Annotated in this window: 13 protein-coding genes; 3 read left to right on the top strand and 10 right to left on the bottom strand. The window is 46.9% G+C overall.

From position 1 onward, the window contains the following. Positions 1–56 precede the first annotated feature (56 nt). Positions 57–3,950: a phosphoribosylformylglycinamidine synthase gene (purL, locus tag IRQ95_RS12325; protein WP_194437218.1), complete on the bottom strand. Its 3,894-nt coding sequence runs from the start codon at positions 3,948–3,950 to the stop codon at positions 57–59. Between the two features lie 386 nt (positions 3,951–4,336). Between purL and mltF the strand changes: the two genes are divergently transcribed. After that, the gene (mltF, locus tag IRQ95_RS12320; protein ID WP_194437217.1) at positions 4,337–5,932 is read left to right on the top strand and encodes a membrane-bound lytic murein transglycosylase MltF; all 1,596 of its coding nucleotides are present in this window, start codon (positions 4,337–4,339) and stop codon (positions 5,930–5,932) included. A 339-nt stretch (positions 5,933–6,271) separates the two neighbouring features. Continuing rightward, positions 6,272–6,406 carry a hypothetical protein gene (locus IRQ95_RS22300; RefSeq protein ID WP_260338245.1) on the top strand — a complete coding sequence of 45 codons (135 nt, stop codon included), beginning with the start codon at positions 6,272–6,274 and terminating at the stop codon, positions 6,404–6,406. A 58-nt stretch (positions 6,407–6,464) separates the two neighbouring features. Here the strand turns inward: IRQ95_RS22300 and tadA are convergent, their stop codons facing one another. The 7 genes from tadA to IRQ95_RS12285 all read right to left on the bottom strand — a co-directional run bounded on the left by tadA (position 6,465) and on the right by IRQ95_RS12285 (position 12,249). Then, positions 6,465–7,040 carry a tRNA adenosine(34) deaminase TadA gene (gene tadA, locus IRQ95_RS12315; protein ID WP_194437216.1) on the bottom strand — a complete coding sequence of 192 codons (576 nt, stop codon included), beginning with the start codon at positions 7,038–7,040 and terminating at the stop codon, positions 6,465–6,467. A 36-nt stretch (positions 7,041–7,076) separates the two neighbouring features. Next, the gene (locus IRQ95_RS12310) at positions 7,077–8,357 is read right to left on the bottom strand and encodes a hemolysin family protein (protein ID WP_194437215.1); all 1,281 of its coding nucleotides are present in this window, start codon (positions 8,355–8,357) and stop codon (positions 7,077–7,079) included. Between the two features lie 111 nt (positions 8,358–8,468). After that, positions 8,469–10,028, bottom strand: a complete 1,560-nt coding sequence (locus IRQ95_RS12305) for an AbgT family transporter (protein ID WP_194437214.1) — start codon at positions 10,026–10,028, stop codon at positions 8,469–8,471. Positions 10,029–10,286: 258 nt separating this feature from the next. Beyond that, complete coding sequence (locus IRQ95_RS12300) at positions 10,287–10,736, bottom strand: type IV pilus modification PilV family protein (RefSeq protein ID WP_194437213.1); 450 nt, start codon at positions 10,734–10,736, stop codon at positions 10,287–10,289. After that, complete coding sequence (locus IRQ95_RS12295; protein WP_194437212.1) at positions 10,726–11,163, bottom strand: hypothetical protein; 438 nt, start codon at positions 11,161–11,163, stop codon at positions 10,726–10,728. The genes IRQ95_RS12300 and IRQ95_RS12295 overlap by 11 nt, the downstream gene beginning before the upstream one ends. Beyond that, a complete protein-coding gene (locus IRQ95_RS12290) occupies positions 11,160–11,762 on the bottom strand; it encodes a PilW family protein (RefSeq protein WP_228481393.1) in 603 nt (200 codons plus the stop codon). The genes IRQ95_RS12295 and IRQ95_RS12290 overlap by 4 nt, the downstream gene beginning before the upstream one ends. Next, a complete protein-coding gene (locus IRQ95_RS12285) occupies positions 11,740–12,249 on the bottom strand; it encodes a GspH/FimT family pseudopilin (protein ID WP_194437210.1) in 510 nt (169 codons plus the stop codon). The genes IRQ95_RS12290 and IRQ95_RS12285 overlap by 23 nt, the downstream gene beginning before the upstream one ends. 102 nt (positions 12,250–12,351) lie before the next feature. Here IRQ95_RS12285 and IRQ95_RS12280 point away from each other — a divergent pair, with 102 nt between their 5' ends. After that, positions 12,352–12,780, top strand: coding sequence for a type IV pilin protein (locus tag IRQ95_RS12280; RefSeq protein ID WP_194437209.1), 429 nt, complete (start codon positions 12,352–12,354; stop codon positions 12,778–12,780). A gap of 85 nt (positions 12,781–12,865) precedes the next feature. Here the strand turns inward: IRQ95_RS12280 and dnaJ are convergent, their stop codons facing one another. Both dnaJ and dnaK read right to left on the bottom strand, forming a co-directional pair. Then, the gene (gene dnaJ, locus IRQ95_RS12275; protein WP_194437208.1) at positions 12,866–14,014 is read right to left on the bottom strand and encodes a molecular chaperone DnaJ; all 1,149 of its coding nucleotides are present in this window, start codon (positions 14,012–14,014) and stop codon (positions 12,866–12,868) included. 294 nt (positions 14,015–14,308) lie between these two features. Further along, entirely contained in the window at positions 14,309–16,222 is a 1,914-nt protein-coding gene (dnaK, locus tag IRQ95_RS12270; RefSeq protein ID WP_194437207.1) for a molecular chaperone DnaK, read from the bottom strand. Between the last annotated feature and the right edge of the window lie 375 nt (positions 16,223–16,597).

The following is a 16,597-nucleotide window of genomic DNA, read 5'->3' as shown; positions in this document are numbered from 1 at the left end:
TTGCGTTGGCGGCTCATTTGCTAGCGGTTACTACGAATAGTTAACCCATCTCAAACTTAACCTAGGTTCTTACGTGCATTTTGGAACATGCGCATCCAAGCACCATTCTCACCCCAGTTCTCTGGATGCCATGAGTTTGCCACCGTACGGAATACACGCTCTGGATGCGGCATCATGATAGTCACTCGGCCATCTTGAGTAGTTAGACCCGTGATAGCGTTTGGTGAGCCATTCGGGTTATTCGGGTATTGCTGAGTTGGATTACCAAAGTTATCCACGTAACGCACCGCAACCGTTCCTGAAGCTTCAAGCGCCGCAAGATGCTGCGTATCACGCACTTCCACACGACCTTCGCCATGTGATACCGCAATTGGCATACGAGAGCCAGCCATACCATCAAAGAATACCGAGTCCGACTTCTGAACTTCCACCAAGCTAAAGCGCGCTTCGAAACGCTCTGATTCGTTGCGAACAAAGCGAGGCCATAGTTCAGCACCCGGAATCAACTCTTTTAAGTTAGACAGCATCTGACAACCATTACAAATACCTAGCGAAAAAGTATCTTGACGGTTAAAGAAGCTTTCAAACTGCTCGCGTGCTTGTGCGTTGAACAAAATAGACTTCGCCCAACCTTCACCGGCACCCAATACGTCACCGTACGAGAAGCCGCCACAAGCCACTAAGCCGTTGTATTCATCTAATACCGCTTGTCCGCTAAGAATGTCGCTCATATGTACGTCAGTGGCTTCAAACCCCGCGCGATCAAACGCAGCGGCCATTTCTACATGTGAGTTAACGCCTTGCTCACGCAAGATTGCCATTCTTGGCTTACTACCTTTAGCAATGTAAGGCGCAGCAATATCTTCATTCACGTCAAAGCTCAGTGACACATTCAAACCTGGGTCTGAATTATCTTTCTTCGCCGCAAATTCTTGGTCAGCACAAGCAGGGTTATCGCGTAGCGCTTGCATCTTATGTGTTGTCTCAGCCCAAATAGTGCGAAGGTCGGTACGTGAACGCTCAACCAACACAGTATCACCAGAATTAATGGTAATCGAATCTGACGCTTCCACCTGACCAATTACGTGTGAACACGCTTCAAGACCATTCGCTGCCAGAGTTGAAAGTACCGCATCTAGATCGTCATTCTTAACCTGAACAACCGCACCAAGCTCTTCGTTAAATAGTGCCGCCAGTGTATCTTCACCCAGCGCTGCGATATCTACTTTCACGCCACAGTGACCCGCAAACGCCATTTCAGCTAGAGTAACAAACAGACCGCCATCGCCCTTATCGTGGTAAGCCACCAGCTTGTCATCACGCACTAGGCTTTGCATCGCATCAAAGAAGCCTTTTAGCTGCTCTGCGCTATCAACATCAGCAGGTTTATCACCCAATTGCTTGTAAACCTGTGCGAGAGCCGTCGCACCCAGGCGGTTTTTACCATTACCTAGGTCGACAAGAACAAGTGAGCTATTACCTTTGTCGATGCGAAGCTGAGGAGTCACAGTTTTACGTACATCTTCTACTCGACCGAATGCTGTGATGACAAGAGATAGAGGTGAAGTAACTTCTTTGTTTTCACCGTTCTCTTCCCATTTAGTCTTCATCGACATTGAGTCTTTGCCCACTGGAATAGTAAGACCTAATGCAGGACAAAGCTCTTCACCCACGGCTTTTACCGCTTCGTAAAGACCTGCATCTTCACCAGGGTGACCCGCAGGAGACATCCAGTTAGCCGACAGTTTAATGTGTTTGATATCGCCAATATCGGTAGCAGCAATGTTGGTTAATGACTCTCCAACCGCAAGTCGAGCAGAAGCGCCAAAATCAAGCAGCGCCACTGGGGTACGTTCACCCATCGACATAGCTTCGCCATGGTAAGAATCATAGCTTGCAGCCGTTACTGCGCAGTTTGCAACCGGCACTTGCCATGGACCAACCATTTGATCGCGAGCCACCAATCCCGTGACAGAACGGTCACCAATGGTAATTAGGAAAGTTTTTTCAGCAACTGTTGGCAAACGCAGCACGCGCTCAACTGCATCGTTGATCTCAATACCGTCACGGATGATCGCTGGGCTATCGACTTTTAGCGTCGTCGCATCGCGATGCATCTTCGGCGGCTTACCAAGCAGAATGTCCATTGGCATATCAATTGGCGTATTGTCGAAGTGCGAATCTTCTAATGTTAGGTGACGCTCTTCCGTCGCTTCACCCACTACCGCGTAAGGTGCACGCTCACGCTGACAAATCGCCTCAAATACTGCCATATGTTCTGGCGCAACCGCCATTACGTAACGCTCTTGTGATTCGTTACACCAAATCTCAAGTGGGCTCATGCCCGGTTCATCGTTTGGTACATCACGCAACTGGAATTTACCGCCACGCTCACCATCGTCAACAAGCTCTGGCAATGCGTTTGAAATACCGCCGGCACCCACATCGTGGATAAAGGCAATTGGGTTTTGCTCACCAAGCTGCCAACAACGGTCAATCACTTCCTGACAACGACGTTCCATCTCTGGGTTTTCACGCTGTACCGATGCAAAGTCGAGATCTTCAGCCGATTGACCCGATGCCATCGAAGATGCTGCGCCGCCACCCAGACCGATGTTCATCGCTGGACCACCTAGCACGATAAGTTTCGCGCCCACTGGGATCTCTTTCTTCTGCACGTGTTGGTCACGGATATTACCTAGACCACCAGCAATCATGATTGGCTTATGGTAACCACGCACTTCCTCACCGGCATGCGAAGTCACTTTTTCTTCGTAAGTACGGAAGTAACCGAGTAGGTTTGGACGACCAAATTCGTTGTTAAATGCCGCGCCACCAAGTGGGCCTTCTAGCATAATATCAAGTGCGTTGACGATACGTCCCGGCTTACCAAAATCCGTCTCCCATGGCTGTTCAAAACCAGGGATACGTAGGTTTGATGTAGTGAAGCCAACCAGACCCGCTTTTGGCTTACCGCCAATACCTGTTGCGCCCTCATCGCGGATTTCACCACCAGAGCCGGTTGAAGCGCCTGGCCATGGCGAAATCGCCGTTGGGTGGTTATGCGTTTCTACCTTCATCAAGATATGCGCATCTTCGTGATGGTAGTTGTACTGACGCGTTTGCGGATCAGGGAAGAAGCGACCAACTTTAGAACCCACCATAACCGCTGCATTATCTTTGTAGGCAGATAACACGTGATCTGGCGTCGTCTCGAACGTGTTCTTGATCATCTTAAATAGCGACTTCTCTTGCTCGACGCCATCGATAGTCCAATCGGCATTAAAGATTTTATGACGGCAGTGCTCTGAATTCGCCTGAGCAAACATCATCAGCTCGATATCATTTGGGTTACGACCAAGCTTAGTGAAGTTCTCCACCAAGTAATCAATCTCATCTTCTGCCAGAGCAAGACCTAGGGAAACGTTTGCTTCTTCAAGCGCAAGACGACCACCGGCTAAGATATCAACATGCGCTACAGGCGCTGGCTCAGAAACCTTAAACAGCGCATCCGCCGCTTCAAATTCAGTGAACACCGTTTCCATCATGCGATCATGAATAAGTGCTTTCACAGCGTCGATTTGCTGCGCCGAAAGCGCAACTGACGATTCGATATAGTAAGCCGTACCGCGCTCAAGACGTTTTACTTTGTCTAGGCCACAGTTACGCGCGATATCCGTCGATTTTGAAGACCAAGGCGAGATAGTGCCTGGGCGTGGTGTCACCAACAGTAGCAGACCTTGCGGCTCGTGCTCTTCGATGGTTGGTCCATAGGTAAGAAGCTTCTCAAGCTTGTCTAATTCAGACGCATCTAAATCAGCGCTTAAACTAGCAAAGTGCATAAACTCTGCGTAAATATCGTTCACAGGCAACTGCTGTTCACGGCAAAGTTCTAGTAGTTTGTTAACACGAAACTCGGAAAGAGCTGGGGAGCCACGCAAAATTCTCATGTGCTTAGGTCTCTCTGCAATTGATTAAGGTGATATTGGAATAAATTCAGCTAGTTAGACTCAAAACACTGATAACCCATACCAATTTCACCTCGGGTTGCGGGCGCATTATAAAGGATTTATTTTTGTGATGTAACATCAAAAGCAAACGTTTGCTTTATTTTTTTGTCAAATTTGAATTACAACCCACTGCTGAAAATTCAAGTGCGGCTCATGACGCCAGATACAGCCTTGTCTGAGGCACTTTGGAAGGACAAAAAACATCACGTGAAATTTTTTCTCATCGAACAGAAAAATTGAGCCGTCCTCGCGAACACTTCAGCTTTACTTTGCCTCGCCCGCCTACTCTGATATAAATGCGGTACATGAAGTACGAGACATTATGAATGAGTAGCCAATTTCTATTAAAAGCACGCACATACATCCTGCTTACCCTCAGCGCAATCATGCTGGCGGGTTGTCAGATCGAGTCTGCCCCTAAAAGCGATTTAGATCAGATTCGTGAGCGCGGCGTATTGCGTGTCGGCACATTAAACAACCAACTTTCATATTACATCGGTCCCGATGGTCCGGCGGGTTTGGATTATGAAATAGCGCGTCAGTTCGCCGAAGAGCTGGGCGTACGCCTTGAAATGAAACCGGCTTATCAAATCTCTAACCTTTATCCTGCCTTGGAAAATGGTGAGATTGATATTATCGCCGCTGGTTTGACCCAATCCCCTGAACGCATCAAACGCTTTCGACCAGCGCCAGCTTATTATTACGTCAGCCAACAACTCATCTACAAGAAAGGACACTGGCGTCCACGTAACCTTGATCAATTACTGAAAAAACAAGCTGAGCTGATTGAAAAGAATAATGGCGAGCCAGTAGTCACCATCGTAGGGGACTCCCACTTCAATCAAACGCTCACTAAGATCAAAAGCGATCATCCTGAGTTTCAGTTTAAGATTGACCAGTCAGCTGACGTAAGCGACCTACTTAAACAAGTTTCGCAAGGCAAAATCCTATTCACCGTCGCAGACTCGGTTGAAGTTTCACTATCTCAACGCATCTATCCTGATGTGGCGACTGCATTTGAGCTAACTGAAGACCAACCAACATCTTGGTTCCTGCGCCGCTCTGATGATGAAAGCCTATACGCGATGGTAATTGAATTTTTCGGTAACCTAAAACAATCGGATCACCTCGCTCAGCTCGAAGAGAAATACATCGGCCATATCGGTAGCTTTGACTACGTAGATACACGCGCCTTTATTCGCGCTCTGGATAACAAGCTACCAAAATGGGCTCCGCTATTTAAAGAGTATTCAGAAGAGTTCGACTGGCGCCTAATTGCCGCTTTAGCGTACCAAGAATCACACTGGAACCCCATTGCCCGCTCACCAACTGGGGTTCGTGGCATGATGATGCTCACGCTGCCTACAGCGAAAAGCGTTGGCGTAACCAACCGCCTAGATCCGGAACAATCAGTTAAAGGTGGCGTAGAGTACTTGCGCCGCATGGTTAACCGCATTCCGGATTCAATTGACCAGCATGAGAAGATTTGGTTTGCCCTTGCCTCTTACAACGTCGGTTATGGTCACGTCATGGATGCGCGTCGCTTAACCAAGAAACAAGGTGGCAACCCAGATCAATGGTCAGATGTAAAAGAGCGTTTACCACTGCTGCGTCAGGCGAAATACCATCGCCAAACTCGTTATGGCTATGCTCGTGGTGACGAAGCGTTGAATTACGTTGAGAACATCCGTCGCTACTACCAGAGCATTATTGGTCATATCGAGCAGCAAACACCTGATGAAGGTGACGTAGATATTAATGACTTAACCGTGATTGAAATCGATCCTGCGTTACTATCTGCGGCCGAAAGCACTCTCTCTGGCGCAGTTTCAAGTGCGACATCAGCGGCAGTCTCTGCGGCAGAAGCTACATCGGCAGCTGCCCCAGCAAAACCGGTAAGCGCAATCGATAAAACCAACTAAAATCTTGGTTTCATATCCTAAATCAAGGGAAGTCTCGATTTGTAGAGATTTCCCTTGAATTTCTCCCCGCAAACCATACATACTCACTGCCCTTTCAGAGGTGATATACCTAATCCGTATTCAACCACTGATATTCAAATCCAATGAAATGTACCCAAACTGTTTGTAAAACCAGTTCGGTCAGTTGTGCGCAAGTCCTAGCAAATAACGGGATTAATAGCGTGCAATAACGACACTTACAGGGCAAATAGAGAGGGAAAGAAGCTAATTCTCATCGCTGTTGGGTGAGAATTTTCGGTTTTAACCGATATGCAATTCGTATAATTTGGAGGTTGTTTTATGCGAAAACGTAGCATGCAATCAAAACGCCTTAAAAAGACTGTTTCCGCTAACCGCCGTAAACGCAAGCTAGCTAATAACAAGAAAAAGGTGATTGCCCGCCATCGTGCATTTGTGCAATTGTCTAACCACTAATTTATTCGTGGTTTCGCAATCAGTTAGCAAACATAGATCTATGTTTGCTAACTAAAAACTAATTATTTTCGTCCTTACTGCCCTTTTCCTGCTTCAACGCCTTAATTTCTTTACGACGACGTTTAAAGAAGGCTTGCAACTGCTCACGACACTCATCTTCCAATAGACCACGTTCTACCGTGGCATAGTGATACGCGGCTTGATGCTCAAACAAGTTCAATACGGTACCAGCAGCACCTGCTTTCAAATCCGGTGCGCCAAAGACAATCCGTTTAACTCGGCTGTGAAGCAATGCTCCTGCACACATTGGGCAAGGCTCTAGCGTGACATACAAAGTGGTATCAAGTAGACGATAATTCTCTAACGATTGCCCTGCTTTACGCAGTGTCTGCACCTCCGCGTGTGCGGTTGCATCATGGCTACCAATCGATTGATTCCAACCTTCTGCGATCACTTGGCCATCTTTCACCAACACCGCACCAACTGGCACCTCACCTTCTTGCTCTGCCTGCGTTGCCAACGCCATCGCGCGACGCATAAATTGCTCATCGAGCGCGGAAAACTGCTCTGCCAATCTGGGCTCCCAATACAAAATAGCGAAAATGGATAAAAAAATAGGTATGCCGCGAAGCATACCTAATCTTTGCTAGAAAACACAACTTAAGTCGTGCTATTCAACCGCTTCAACCACAGCAGGTGTGGCTTTAACACTCATGATCCGGTTGTGCTCCACCACGAGCACTTCAAACTGCCATTGTTGGTAAGTGAACACTTCACCTTGCGCTGGCAAGCGACCAGCATGCCAAGTTAACCAACCATTAAGAGTTTGGAAGCCTTCTTCCTCACCATCAATTTCCGCCAGATCGAGTCGGTTTTTCAGCTCGCTAATCGGGATCAGCGCATCGAGTACCCAACCATTATCAGTAGGCTCAGCCCATAGGTCGTTTGGATTATTTGATAGTTCACCCGCAATCGCTTCAAGCACGTCGTAGTGGGTCACGACACCTTGAATATCACCGTATTCATCGACGATAAACGCCATCTCAGAACCAGACTCTTTGAAGTAAGTAAGCAGTCGCAAACCTTTCATCGATTCAGGTATGTAAACGGGAGCCTTACACAGCCCAACGATAACCTGAACACTTAGGTTATTCGCTTGGTTCAATAACGCTTTCGCCGTCACGGTACCGACCATCTTATCCAGACGCCCTTGGCAAACAGGAAACACGCTGTGTTTGGTGGTGCGCAAGCGTTTAAGAAGTTGGTCGATCGGCTGATCGATATCGAGGAAATCGATATCACGGCGCGGCGTCATCAGCGAGCTCACCAAGCGATCATCCAACTGGAGAATGTTGCGGATCATCTCTTGTTCACCCTGCTCAATCGCACCTGACTCAGAGCCTTCGCGTACAATGGCGTGAATATCATCTTCGGTCACGCTATCTTCTTGGTTCTTCTGTCCCATTAACTTAAGCAAAGCTTCTGTCGACCATGACAATAGCCATACAAACGGCGTGGTAAGCTTTGATACCCAGTAGATAGGTAATGCCACCAATACCGCAATGGTCTCTGCCTGAGACTGCGCAAAGCGCTTAGGCACCAATTCACCGACCACAATCGCGAAGTAAGTGATACCCACGACTACGATAAGCGTGGAAAGCACATTCGCCTGATCGGCTGGTAGACCCCAGAGTTCCATTTGCTGTGCAAGCGGAGCCGATAACGTCGCTTCACCGACAATACCACTAAGTAGACCAATGACAGTGATACCAATTTGAATCGTGGAAAGGAAACGCGTGGGATTTTCTTTTAGATCAAGCGCGACTTGCGCTGCTTTGTGTTTTTCCGCTAAACGCTTTAATCGACTTGTTTTTGCAGCAACCAATGCGATTTCTGACATCGCAAAAAGACCGTTTAATACAATTAACCCTACTAAAAGCAGAATTTTCATAAATTTTATTTTTCCAGGAATAACGGCATTTGCCGCCGATTGCAGTGTATAGCGAGTTGCAGATAAAAAAAAGCCTACCCTTGTGGGTAGGCTTGTAACCATTGATGTCGCTTACATAGTGTAAGTGTATGGCGCTTGTACACCTAGTGGAATACCAAGCATCCAGTAAGCGATTAGGAAGATTGACCAACCAATTAGCATCGCGATAGAGAATGGCATCATTAGAGACGCTAGAGTACCGATACCCGTCGACTTCACGTAACGCTGACAGTAAACAACCACAAGTGGGAAGAATACCATTAGTGGTGAGATGATGTTCGATACAGAGTCACCCACGCGGTATGCAGCTTGAGATAGCTCAGGAGAGATACCTACAGCCATTAGCATTGGCACTAGGATTGGACCAATTAGCGCCCATTTCGCTGACGATGAACCGATCAGTAGGTTTACAGAAGCCGTTAGAAGGATCATACCCACGATGGTTGCTTCACCAGGAAGGTTCATCGCTTTTAGACCTTCAGCACCGTATAGCGCAAGCATCGTACCGATGTTTGACTGTGCGAATGCAGATAGGAACTGTGCACAGAAGAACGACATTACGATGTAAGCACCCATAGTCGACATTGTTGCCGCCATCGCTTTGATGATGTCGTTGCTAGTTTTGAACGTGCCTGAAACTTTACCGTAAACGTAACCTGGAATGATAAACAGGATAAAGATTAACGGTACGATTGAGTTCATTAGTGGCGCAGAGAACGCTGTGATTTCGCCTTCAGGAGAACGTAGCGCTGATGATTCAGGGATGATTGCTGCGATAAGTAGCGCAATACCTGCCATCATAGCCCAACCTGCAGCGCGGAATGCTTTCGATTCTTCTGCTGTAAAAGTACCTAAATCAGGTGCTTTTTCTGCATCTTCATCAACAGGTGTATTCGCTAGACGCGGCTCAATGATTTTCTCAGTTACATACCAACCAATAAGGATGATTACAATTGAAGAAAGACCCGTAAAGAAGATGTTTGCTAGTGGGTTAACAATGTATTCAGGATCTAGGATCTGAGCAGAAGTTTGCGTGAAACCCGCTAGTAGAGGATCGATACCTGATGGGATGAAGTTTGCAGAGAAACCGCCCGATACGCCCGCAAATGCTGCCGCAATACCTGCTAGAGGGTGACGACCTGCCGCATGGAAGATGATACCACCTAGTGGAATAACCAGTACGTAGCCCGCGTCAGCCGCTGTGTGCGACACGATAGCTACAAGGATTAGCATTGGCGTTAGCAGTTTAGCTGGCGTCACGTTCAGCATCTTCTTAAGACCTGTCGTGATAAAGCCAGAAGAGTCTGCAACACCCACACCTAGCATCGCTACAAGTACGATACCCAGTGGTGCAAAGCCAGTGAAAGTTTTCACCATGTTTGCTAGGAAGCTTGCTAGCGCTTCACCAGTTAAAAGGTTACTTACCGTTAGAGCATCACCAGTACGAGGGTTGATTAGATCGAATGTTACATTCGACAAAAGAGCTGATGTTACCCATGTAATAATTAGAGCCCAGAAGAACAGGATCGCTGGATCTGGAATTTTGTTGCCGACGCGCTCAATCGCGTTTAGAAAGCGATCCATACCACTCGGCTTCGGTGATGGTGCTTTATTTACAGCTTGGTTACTCATGGTAATTCCATTTGTGATGTTGTTTAGTCTGACCTGTAAAAATAGTTATAGCGGTCTATGTTCAATTGAGCATTTTATTAAATACATCACACAAAAGCACATCCCCCTACAGAAAAAACCACATTTAGAGACATATTTTGCAATTTTACCCTGTTGACACAACATTAAAGACACAATACCGCATATTAGCAATAAACAATATTGAAACCTTTTTGAAACCTTTACCGTATTTTTCGTGCTAGAAACATTTTGTTACATTTAGAATTCGGAAAACACTGACACATAACTGACCAAAATAAGCTGATAATGTGTCTCACTGGCGGTCAAACCATTCACTCGCCTCGCCCAACGAACCGTCACGATAATCTTGCTTAATTTGCCGCTTAAAACGCCCGAAACATCTTCTAACTGACAATCCAACTCGTAAGGTGAATCGACTAACTCTGCGATATGCCCACCGCAATGTATCGCTGACTCAAGATCGCTATATTGGATCAAGCCTACCGTGCCAGACACGGATTCTGCTCTCGCTAAATAGCGTTCTAATTGACGTTCAGCGATATGCAGCGCCTCAATTTGCTGGTTAGCAAATGCAGCCTTTTTCGCCAGTATCGCTTGTAGTTTGAGTAACCCCAAAGCGGCCATACTGGTCAATGCAAAACACAGCATCACTTCAATTAGGCTAAACCCCCTTTGTCTACCCATCATTCCAAGTGCCCTCTTGCCACTGATAGCTGCCAGCTTGCAGCACAATCGCACGGCTCAATTGGGTGATGCCACTTCGCTGATACACCAAGCGATAATGACCACTTACCGGGCTTGCCATCAAAGGAAGCTCTAAATAGAGACTCTCCATACTCACATCACTCAGGCATAACGCCTGCATCGCATCAAAGTGGCTATCACTACTGCCAATAAGCAGCAAATCTGGGTTGACGCCGCTGACCTGTAAATACGCATGAAGGCACTCCACTGCGCCCTCTGCAAACCAGTGAACTCGACGTGCTTCAACCTCATTTTGACTAATCTTGATTTGATAAAATACCGAGCGATAACTGCCTAGCACCAACAGTAGCAACGCCAACAATAAAACCGCAGTAGTCAGCAAAGTGATCGCCCCACGCTGCCACTTCATTGCCAGTTCCGCTGTTTAATATTGGTTGTCAGCGTTTTTGCGTAACGCAGATCGTTGGTTTGTGCTGATACAGATAACAGCCAAAAAGAAGAGGTTGCCTTTGAACTGGCTAAGGGAAGCGCGCTTAGCGCCAAGGAGGTGACTTGTAGCACTCGCTCGTCCAGCATTGATCGGCAACTGCTGATACTCAACCTCGACATCATATCGACTGGGTCCAACACACCTTGCTCACAAACGATCAACTTACCGTCAGAGAGGTAATAGCGTACATTGCGATAGTTACGCTTGTCTGCCATCTCACGATAATAAGCCAGCGCAAAGTCATCATTTGTCGCTAACTCTACCACCAAGCTGCTACTGGCAAGAGTCAGCACGTCACCTTGATAATGATTAAAGCCCGCACGGCGAAGATCATCCTCGATCGTCTGAGAAGCTCGGGTCAAAGCTTGCTGTAAATAAAGTTGCTGTGATCGCGCTTGAGCGGCTTTTTGCGCCGAAAGAAATACGGAACCCATCATGCCTATGGCAATCACACCAAGCGCGGATGCCACTAAGCACTCCACCAAACTAAAGCCTCTAGTGGCACTGCGCATAACCATATAACGCTCCATTCACACCGCATATCCGAATCCGACCGGGTGGATTGGCGATCACCGCCTTTAGCCGTTCACTATTATTTGTCGCAGGAAAGAACTCTATTGAGCCGCCCATCGGTCTGCCACGTACGCCATCAAAGCTGAGATAACCAAGCCCGTAATTATGGGTGATTGCCAACCCTAAAAAACCTTCACCACTGAGATAGAGAACTCGCTCTCCACCAGCGGTGCTGCTATCGGTGAGTTGAATATGCCAATCACCGTTGTCTTGGAAAGAGGCGGAAGAAAATGAAAAGTGAGCATAAAGCCTTTGGTTACGTAACACCGCTTCACTTTTCGCTTGGATCACAAAGCCACTCAACTCACTGGCTAAGCGCTTCATTTTGACTCGGTTGAGTAACGCTTGATAACTGGGTTTTGCTAGCCCTAGCAGCACACTGAGTAAAACCAGCGTGATGGTGAGCTCAAGCAAGTTAAAGCCCCGACTCATTTCCCACATTCCTCTGCAAACATAGTGATGGGTAAATTCAATCTTGCTTCGATGCTAACAGCTTGCAAAATCAAACCCAAAGTGGAACAGCAAGGACGGGAAATGAGGCAGAGGAACGGCTGTATCAAGAGTAAAAAACGATTAGAAGCGATGACCTTAATCGAAGTACTCCTTACTTTGGTCATTATTGCTACGCTGACGACAATCGCCTACCCCAGCTATCAAAACCAATTGATAAAAGGGACGCGACATCTCATGCTCAGTGATTTAAGCCGCCTACAACTCGAGTTAGAAAACCGCTACGACAATGGTTATGTCAGTGCAAAAAACGCACTCTTATCGGCTGGGGTGTGTCTAGTTTGCCAAACTGACAGCAGCGACTATCTGATCTCGGTTTCTGCTGGAGTGAATAGCTACCTTATCTCGGCTCAGCCCCAAGGTAAGCAGCTGCAAGACCCTTGCTTTAGCTCCTCCGATCAAAGCATCACACTTGACCACTCTGGCTACGGCAGCCCAATCGCTTGCTGGTAACGAAGGTTAATAATTGACTGAGTAATAGACGCAAAAAAGCCTGCTTTAAGCAGGCTTTCAAAATAAGGGACTAACTTGCTAACAATTAGCTAGTTAGGTCATCAAAGAACTTCTTCACACCGTTGAAGAAACCTTCAGACTTTGGCTTGTGCTTAGTTGCCGCTTCGCCACCGCATGACTCTTCAAACTCTTTCAGTAGTTCTTTTTGACGAGAGCTTAGGTTTACAGGTGTTTCCACAACTAGCTTAACGATCAAGTCACCGATGCCACCGCCGCGAACACCTTTCACGCCTTTGCCGCGCATACGGAACATACGACCAGTTTGCGTCTCAGTAGGCACTTTAAGATTTACACGACCATCTAGCGTTGGGACTTCGACTTCACCACCTAGTGCTGCCATCGCAAAGCTTACTGGTACTTCACAGTACAAGTTGTTACCGTCACGCTCAAAGATGTGGTGCTCTTTCACGTGAACTTGAACATACAAGTCACCGGCTGGTGCACCCATTTCTCCCGCTTCACCTTCGCCAGATAGACGAATACGGTCGCCAGTATCAACACCCGCTGGTATCTTAACATTAAGCGTTTTAGTCTTCTGTTTACGACCTTGACCATGACATTCGTTACATGGGTCTTTAATGATCTTGCCTTTACCATGACAGGTAGGACAGGTCTGTTGTACTGCAAAGAAGCCTTGACGCATTTGCACCTGGCCGTGACCGTGACAGGTACCACAAGTATCCGCTGATGTGCCCTTCTTCGCACCGCTACCATTACAGCTATCACAGTGTACTAGTGTTGGTACTTCAATCTCTTTCGATACACCACGAACCGCTTCTTCAAGCGTCAGTTCCATGTTGTAGCGCAGGTCTGAACCACGTTGCGCACGTTGACCACCGCCACCACGACGACCGCCACCGAAAATGTCACCAAATACATCACCAAAGATGTCACCAAAATCAGCGCCGCCGCCACCAAAGCCGCCACCGCCGAAGCCGCCGCCACCTTGTTCGAATGCTGCATGACCGTATTGATCATATGCCGCTTTCTTTTGTGGATCCGTTAGGATTTCATACGCTTCTTTTACTTCTTTAAACTTGTCAGATGCAGTTTCATCACCCTGGTTACGGTCAGGGTGGTATTTCATCGCTAGACGTTTATACGCTTTCTTAATTTCGCGCTCTTCTGCATCACGGCTTACGCCTAATACTTCGTAAAAATCACGTTTTGACATGCTTTAGTCACCAATTTATTACTGCAAACGAGCCAGAATCAGCATCGCTTGGTGTTTTTTATATCGTTCTAGCTAAAAGCTTTTCGCTCAAAGTATTCCTAAAAGAACTTAGCTAGAAAGACAACCTCTAGTTACAAACATACGGGCGTTAGAGTTACCTCTGACGCCCGTATCGTTAGATTCTAAAAACGATTTATCTAAGCTAGAGCGCGTTAGTTCGAGGAGAGAGCGCGCAGCTTACACAAGTAAGTGAGCACTCTCGACACAGAAGTCACACGCTATAGCGACGATAAATTATTTTTTGTCGTCTTTAACTTCTTCGAATTCCGCGTCTACAACGTCATCGTCTTTAGACTGCGCATCAGCATCCGCACCTTGTGCTTGCTGAGCTTGAGCTTGCTGTTGAGCGATTTCCATTAGCTTTTGCGCTGCTGCTGCTAGAGCTTGAACTTTCGCATCGATCGCTTCTTTGTCATCGCCTTTACGTGCGGTTTCAAGTTCTGCGATTGCTGCTTCGATCTTCTCTTTCTCGTCTGCTGGAAGTGCTTCACCTGCTTCTTCCATTTGCTTACGAGTACCGTGGATCATTTGGTCTGCTTGGTTACGTGCCGTTGCTAGCTCTTCGAACTTCTTGTCCGCTTCTTTGTTAGCTTCAGCTTCTTGAACCATTTTCTCGATGTCTTCATCGCTTAGACCGCCTGAAGCTTGGATAGTGATCTTCTGCTCTTTACCAGTCTGCTTATCTTTCGCTGATACGTGTAGGATACCGTCCGCATCTAGGTCGAAAGTAACTTCGATTTGTGGCATACCACGTGGTGCTGCTTGGATGCCTTCTAGGTTGAATTGACCTAGAGACTTGTTGTAAGACGCTTGCTTACGCTCACCTTGCAGTACGTGGATAGTTACTGCGTTTTGGTTGTCTTCTGCAGTTGAGAAAACTTGGTTCGCTTTAGTTGGGATAGTTGTGTTCTTCTCAACTAGCTTCGTCATTACGCCGCCCATAGTCTCGATACCTAGAGACAGAGGAGTAACGTCTAGTAGTAGAACGTCTTTAACATCACCAGCTAGTACACCGCCTTGAACTGCTGCACCCATTGCTACTGCTTCATCTGGGTTCACGTCACGGCGTGGCTCTTTACCAAAGAATTCTGTTACTTTCGCTTGAACCATTGGCATACGAGTTTGACCACCAACTAGGATAACATCAGTGATGTCGCCTACAGATAGGTCTGCGTCAGCTAGAGCTACTTTTAGTGGCTCAAGAGAACGTTGTACTAGGTCTTCAACTAGAGATTCTAGTTTCGCACGAGTCACTTTAACGTTCATGTGCTTAGGACCAGTCGCGTCAGCTGTTACGTATGGTAGGTTTACGTCAGTTTGAGAAGTAGAAGAAAGTTCGATTTTCGCTTTTTCTGCTGCTTCTTTAACACGTTGCATCGCTAGTGGATCGTTCTTAAGGTTGATACCTTGCTCTTTGTTGAACTCATCTACTAGGTAGTTGATTAGACGTGTATCAAAGTCTTCACCACCAAGGTGAGTGTCACCGTTAGTTGCTAGAACTTCGAACGTTTTTTCGCCTTCGACTTCATCGATCTCGATAATAGAGATATCGAATGTACCACCACCAAGGTCGTATACCGCGATAGTGCGGTCGCCGCCAGACTTGTCTAGGCCGTAAGCTAGAGCCGCTGCTGTTGGTTCGTTGATGATACGTTTAACTTCTAGACCTGCGATACGGCCAGCGTCTTTAGTTGCTTGACGTTGAGCATCGTTAAAGTAAGCAGGAACTGTGATAACTGCGCCAGTTACTTCCTCACCTAGGAAGTCTTCAGCAGTTTTCTTCATTTTTTTCAGGATTTCAGCTGAAACTTGAGGAGCAGCCATTTTTTGGCCTTGCGCTTCTACCCAAGCATCACCGTTGTCAGCCTTAACGATTTTGTAAGGCATGATTTCGATGTCACGTTGAACTTCTTCGTCTTCAAAACGACGACCAATTAGACGCTTAATTGCAAATAGCGTGTTGGTTGGGTTTGTAACTGCTTGACGTTTAGCAGGTTGGCCTACTAGCGTTTCGCCGTCTGTGTATGCAACAACAGATGCGGTTGTACGCTCGCCTTCTGCGTTTTCGATTACGCGTGGCTTGTCACCGTCTAGAACAGCAACACAAGAGTTAGTAGTACCTAAGTCAATACCAATGATTTTACCCATCAGGCTATCTCCGAATAAATTCTATTTTCGTTTTGCTATATCCCCTATGTGGGGGATAGAGAATCGGGTTTCAACCCTTGCTCACAAACAAAAATTTTAATGTTTGCTTCTTGTATGCACCATAGATAAGGGCGCTAAACAGCATTTCAAGGGAACAAGGGAAAAAAAATTAAAAAAAGATGCGGGATGCGGGATGCGGGATGCGGGATGCGGGATGCGGGATGCGGGATGCGGGATGCGGGATGGTATGACCCCATAAAAGTAGACACATGGGGTTAATTCATTAGTTCAAAGTCAATGGGGCTCATACCACCTAGAGTCCCATGCCTTCTTACTGGATTGTAATACGTATCGATATAAAGTCGACTTTGCATC

This window comes from Vibrio fluminensis, assembly GCF_015278125.1.
Lineage (GTDB): Bacteria > Pseudomonadota > Gammaproteobacteria > Enterobacterales > Vibrionaceae > Vibrio > Vibrio fluminensis.
This window is presented reverse-complemented; position numbering and strand designations above follow the sequence as displayed.

Coding starts and splice junctions, on each gene's coding strand:
- purL (WP_194437218.1), bottom strand. CDS start 3,950: ATGAGAATTTTGCGTGGCTCCCCAGCTCTTTCCGAGTTTCGTGTTAAC.
- mltF (WP_194437217.1), top strand. CDS start 4,337: ATGAGTAGCCAATTTCTATTAAAAGCACGCACATACATCCTGCTTACC.
- IRQ95_RS22300 (WP_260338245.1), top strand. CDS start 6,272: ATGCGAAAACGTAGCATGCAATCAAAACGCCTTAAAAAGACTGTTTCC.
- tadA (WP_194437216.1), bottom strand. CDS start 7,040: ATGCTTCGCGGCATACCTATTTTTTTATCCATTTTCGCTATTTTGTAT.
- IRQ95_RS12310 (WP_194437215.1), bottom strand. CDS start 8,357: ATGAAAATTCTGCTTTTAGTAGGGTTAATTGTATTAAACGGTCTTTTT.
- IRQ95_RS12305 (WP_194437214.1), bottom strand. CDS start 10,028: ATGAGTAACCAAGCTGTAAATAAAGCACCATCACCGAAGCCGAGTGGT.
- IRQ95_RS12300 (WP_194437213.1), bottom strand. CDS start 10,736: ATGATGGGTAGACAAAGGGGGTTTAGCCTAATTGAAGTGATGCTGTGT.
- IRQ95_RS12295 (WP_194437212.1), bottom strand. CDS start 11,163: ATGAAGTGGCAGCGTGGGGCGATCACTTTGCTGACTACTGCGGTTTTA.
- IRQ95_RS12290 (WP_228481393.1), bottom strand. CDS start 11,762: ATGGTTATGCGCAGTGCCACTAGAGGCTTTAGTTTGGTGGAGTGCTTA.
- IRQ95_RS12285 (WP_194437210.1), bottom strand. CDS start 12,249: ATGAGTCGGGGCTTTAACTTGCTTGAGCTCACCATCACGCTGGTTTTA.
- IRQ95_RS12280 (WP_194437209.1), top strand. CDS start 12,352: ATGAGGCAGAGGAACGGCTGTATCAAGAGTAAAAAACGATTAGAAGCG.
- dnaJ (WP_194437208.1), bottom strand. CDS start 14,014: ATGTCAAAACGTGATTTTTACGAAGTATTAGGCGTAAGCCGTGATGCA.
- dnaK (WP_194437207.1), bottom strand. CDS start 16,222: ATGGGTAAAATCATTGGTATTGACTTAGGTACTACTAACTCTTGTGTT.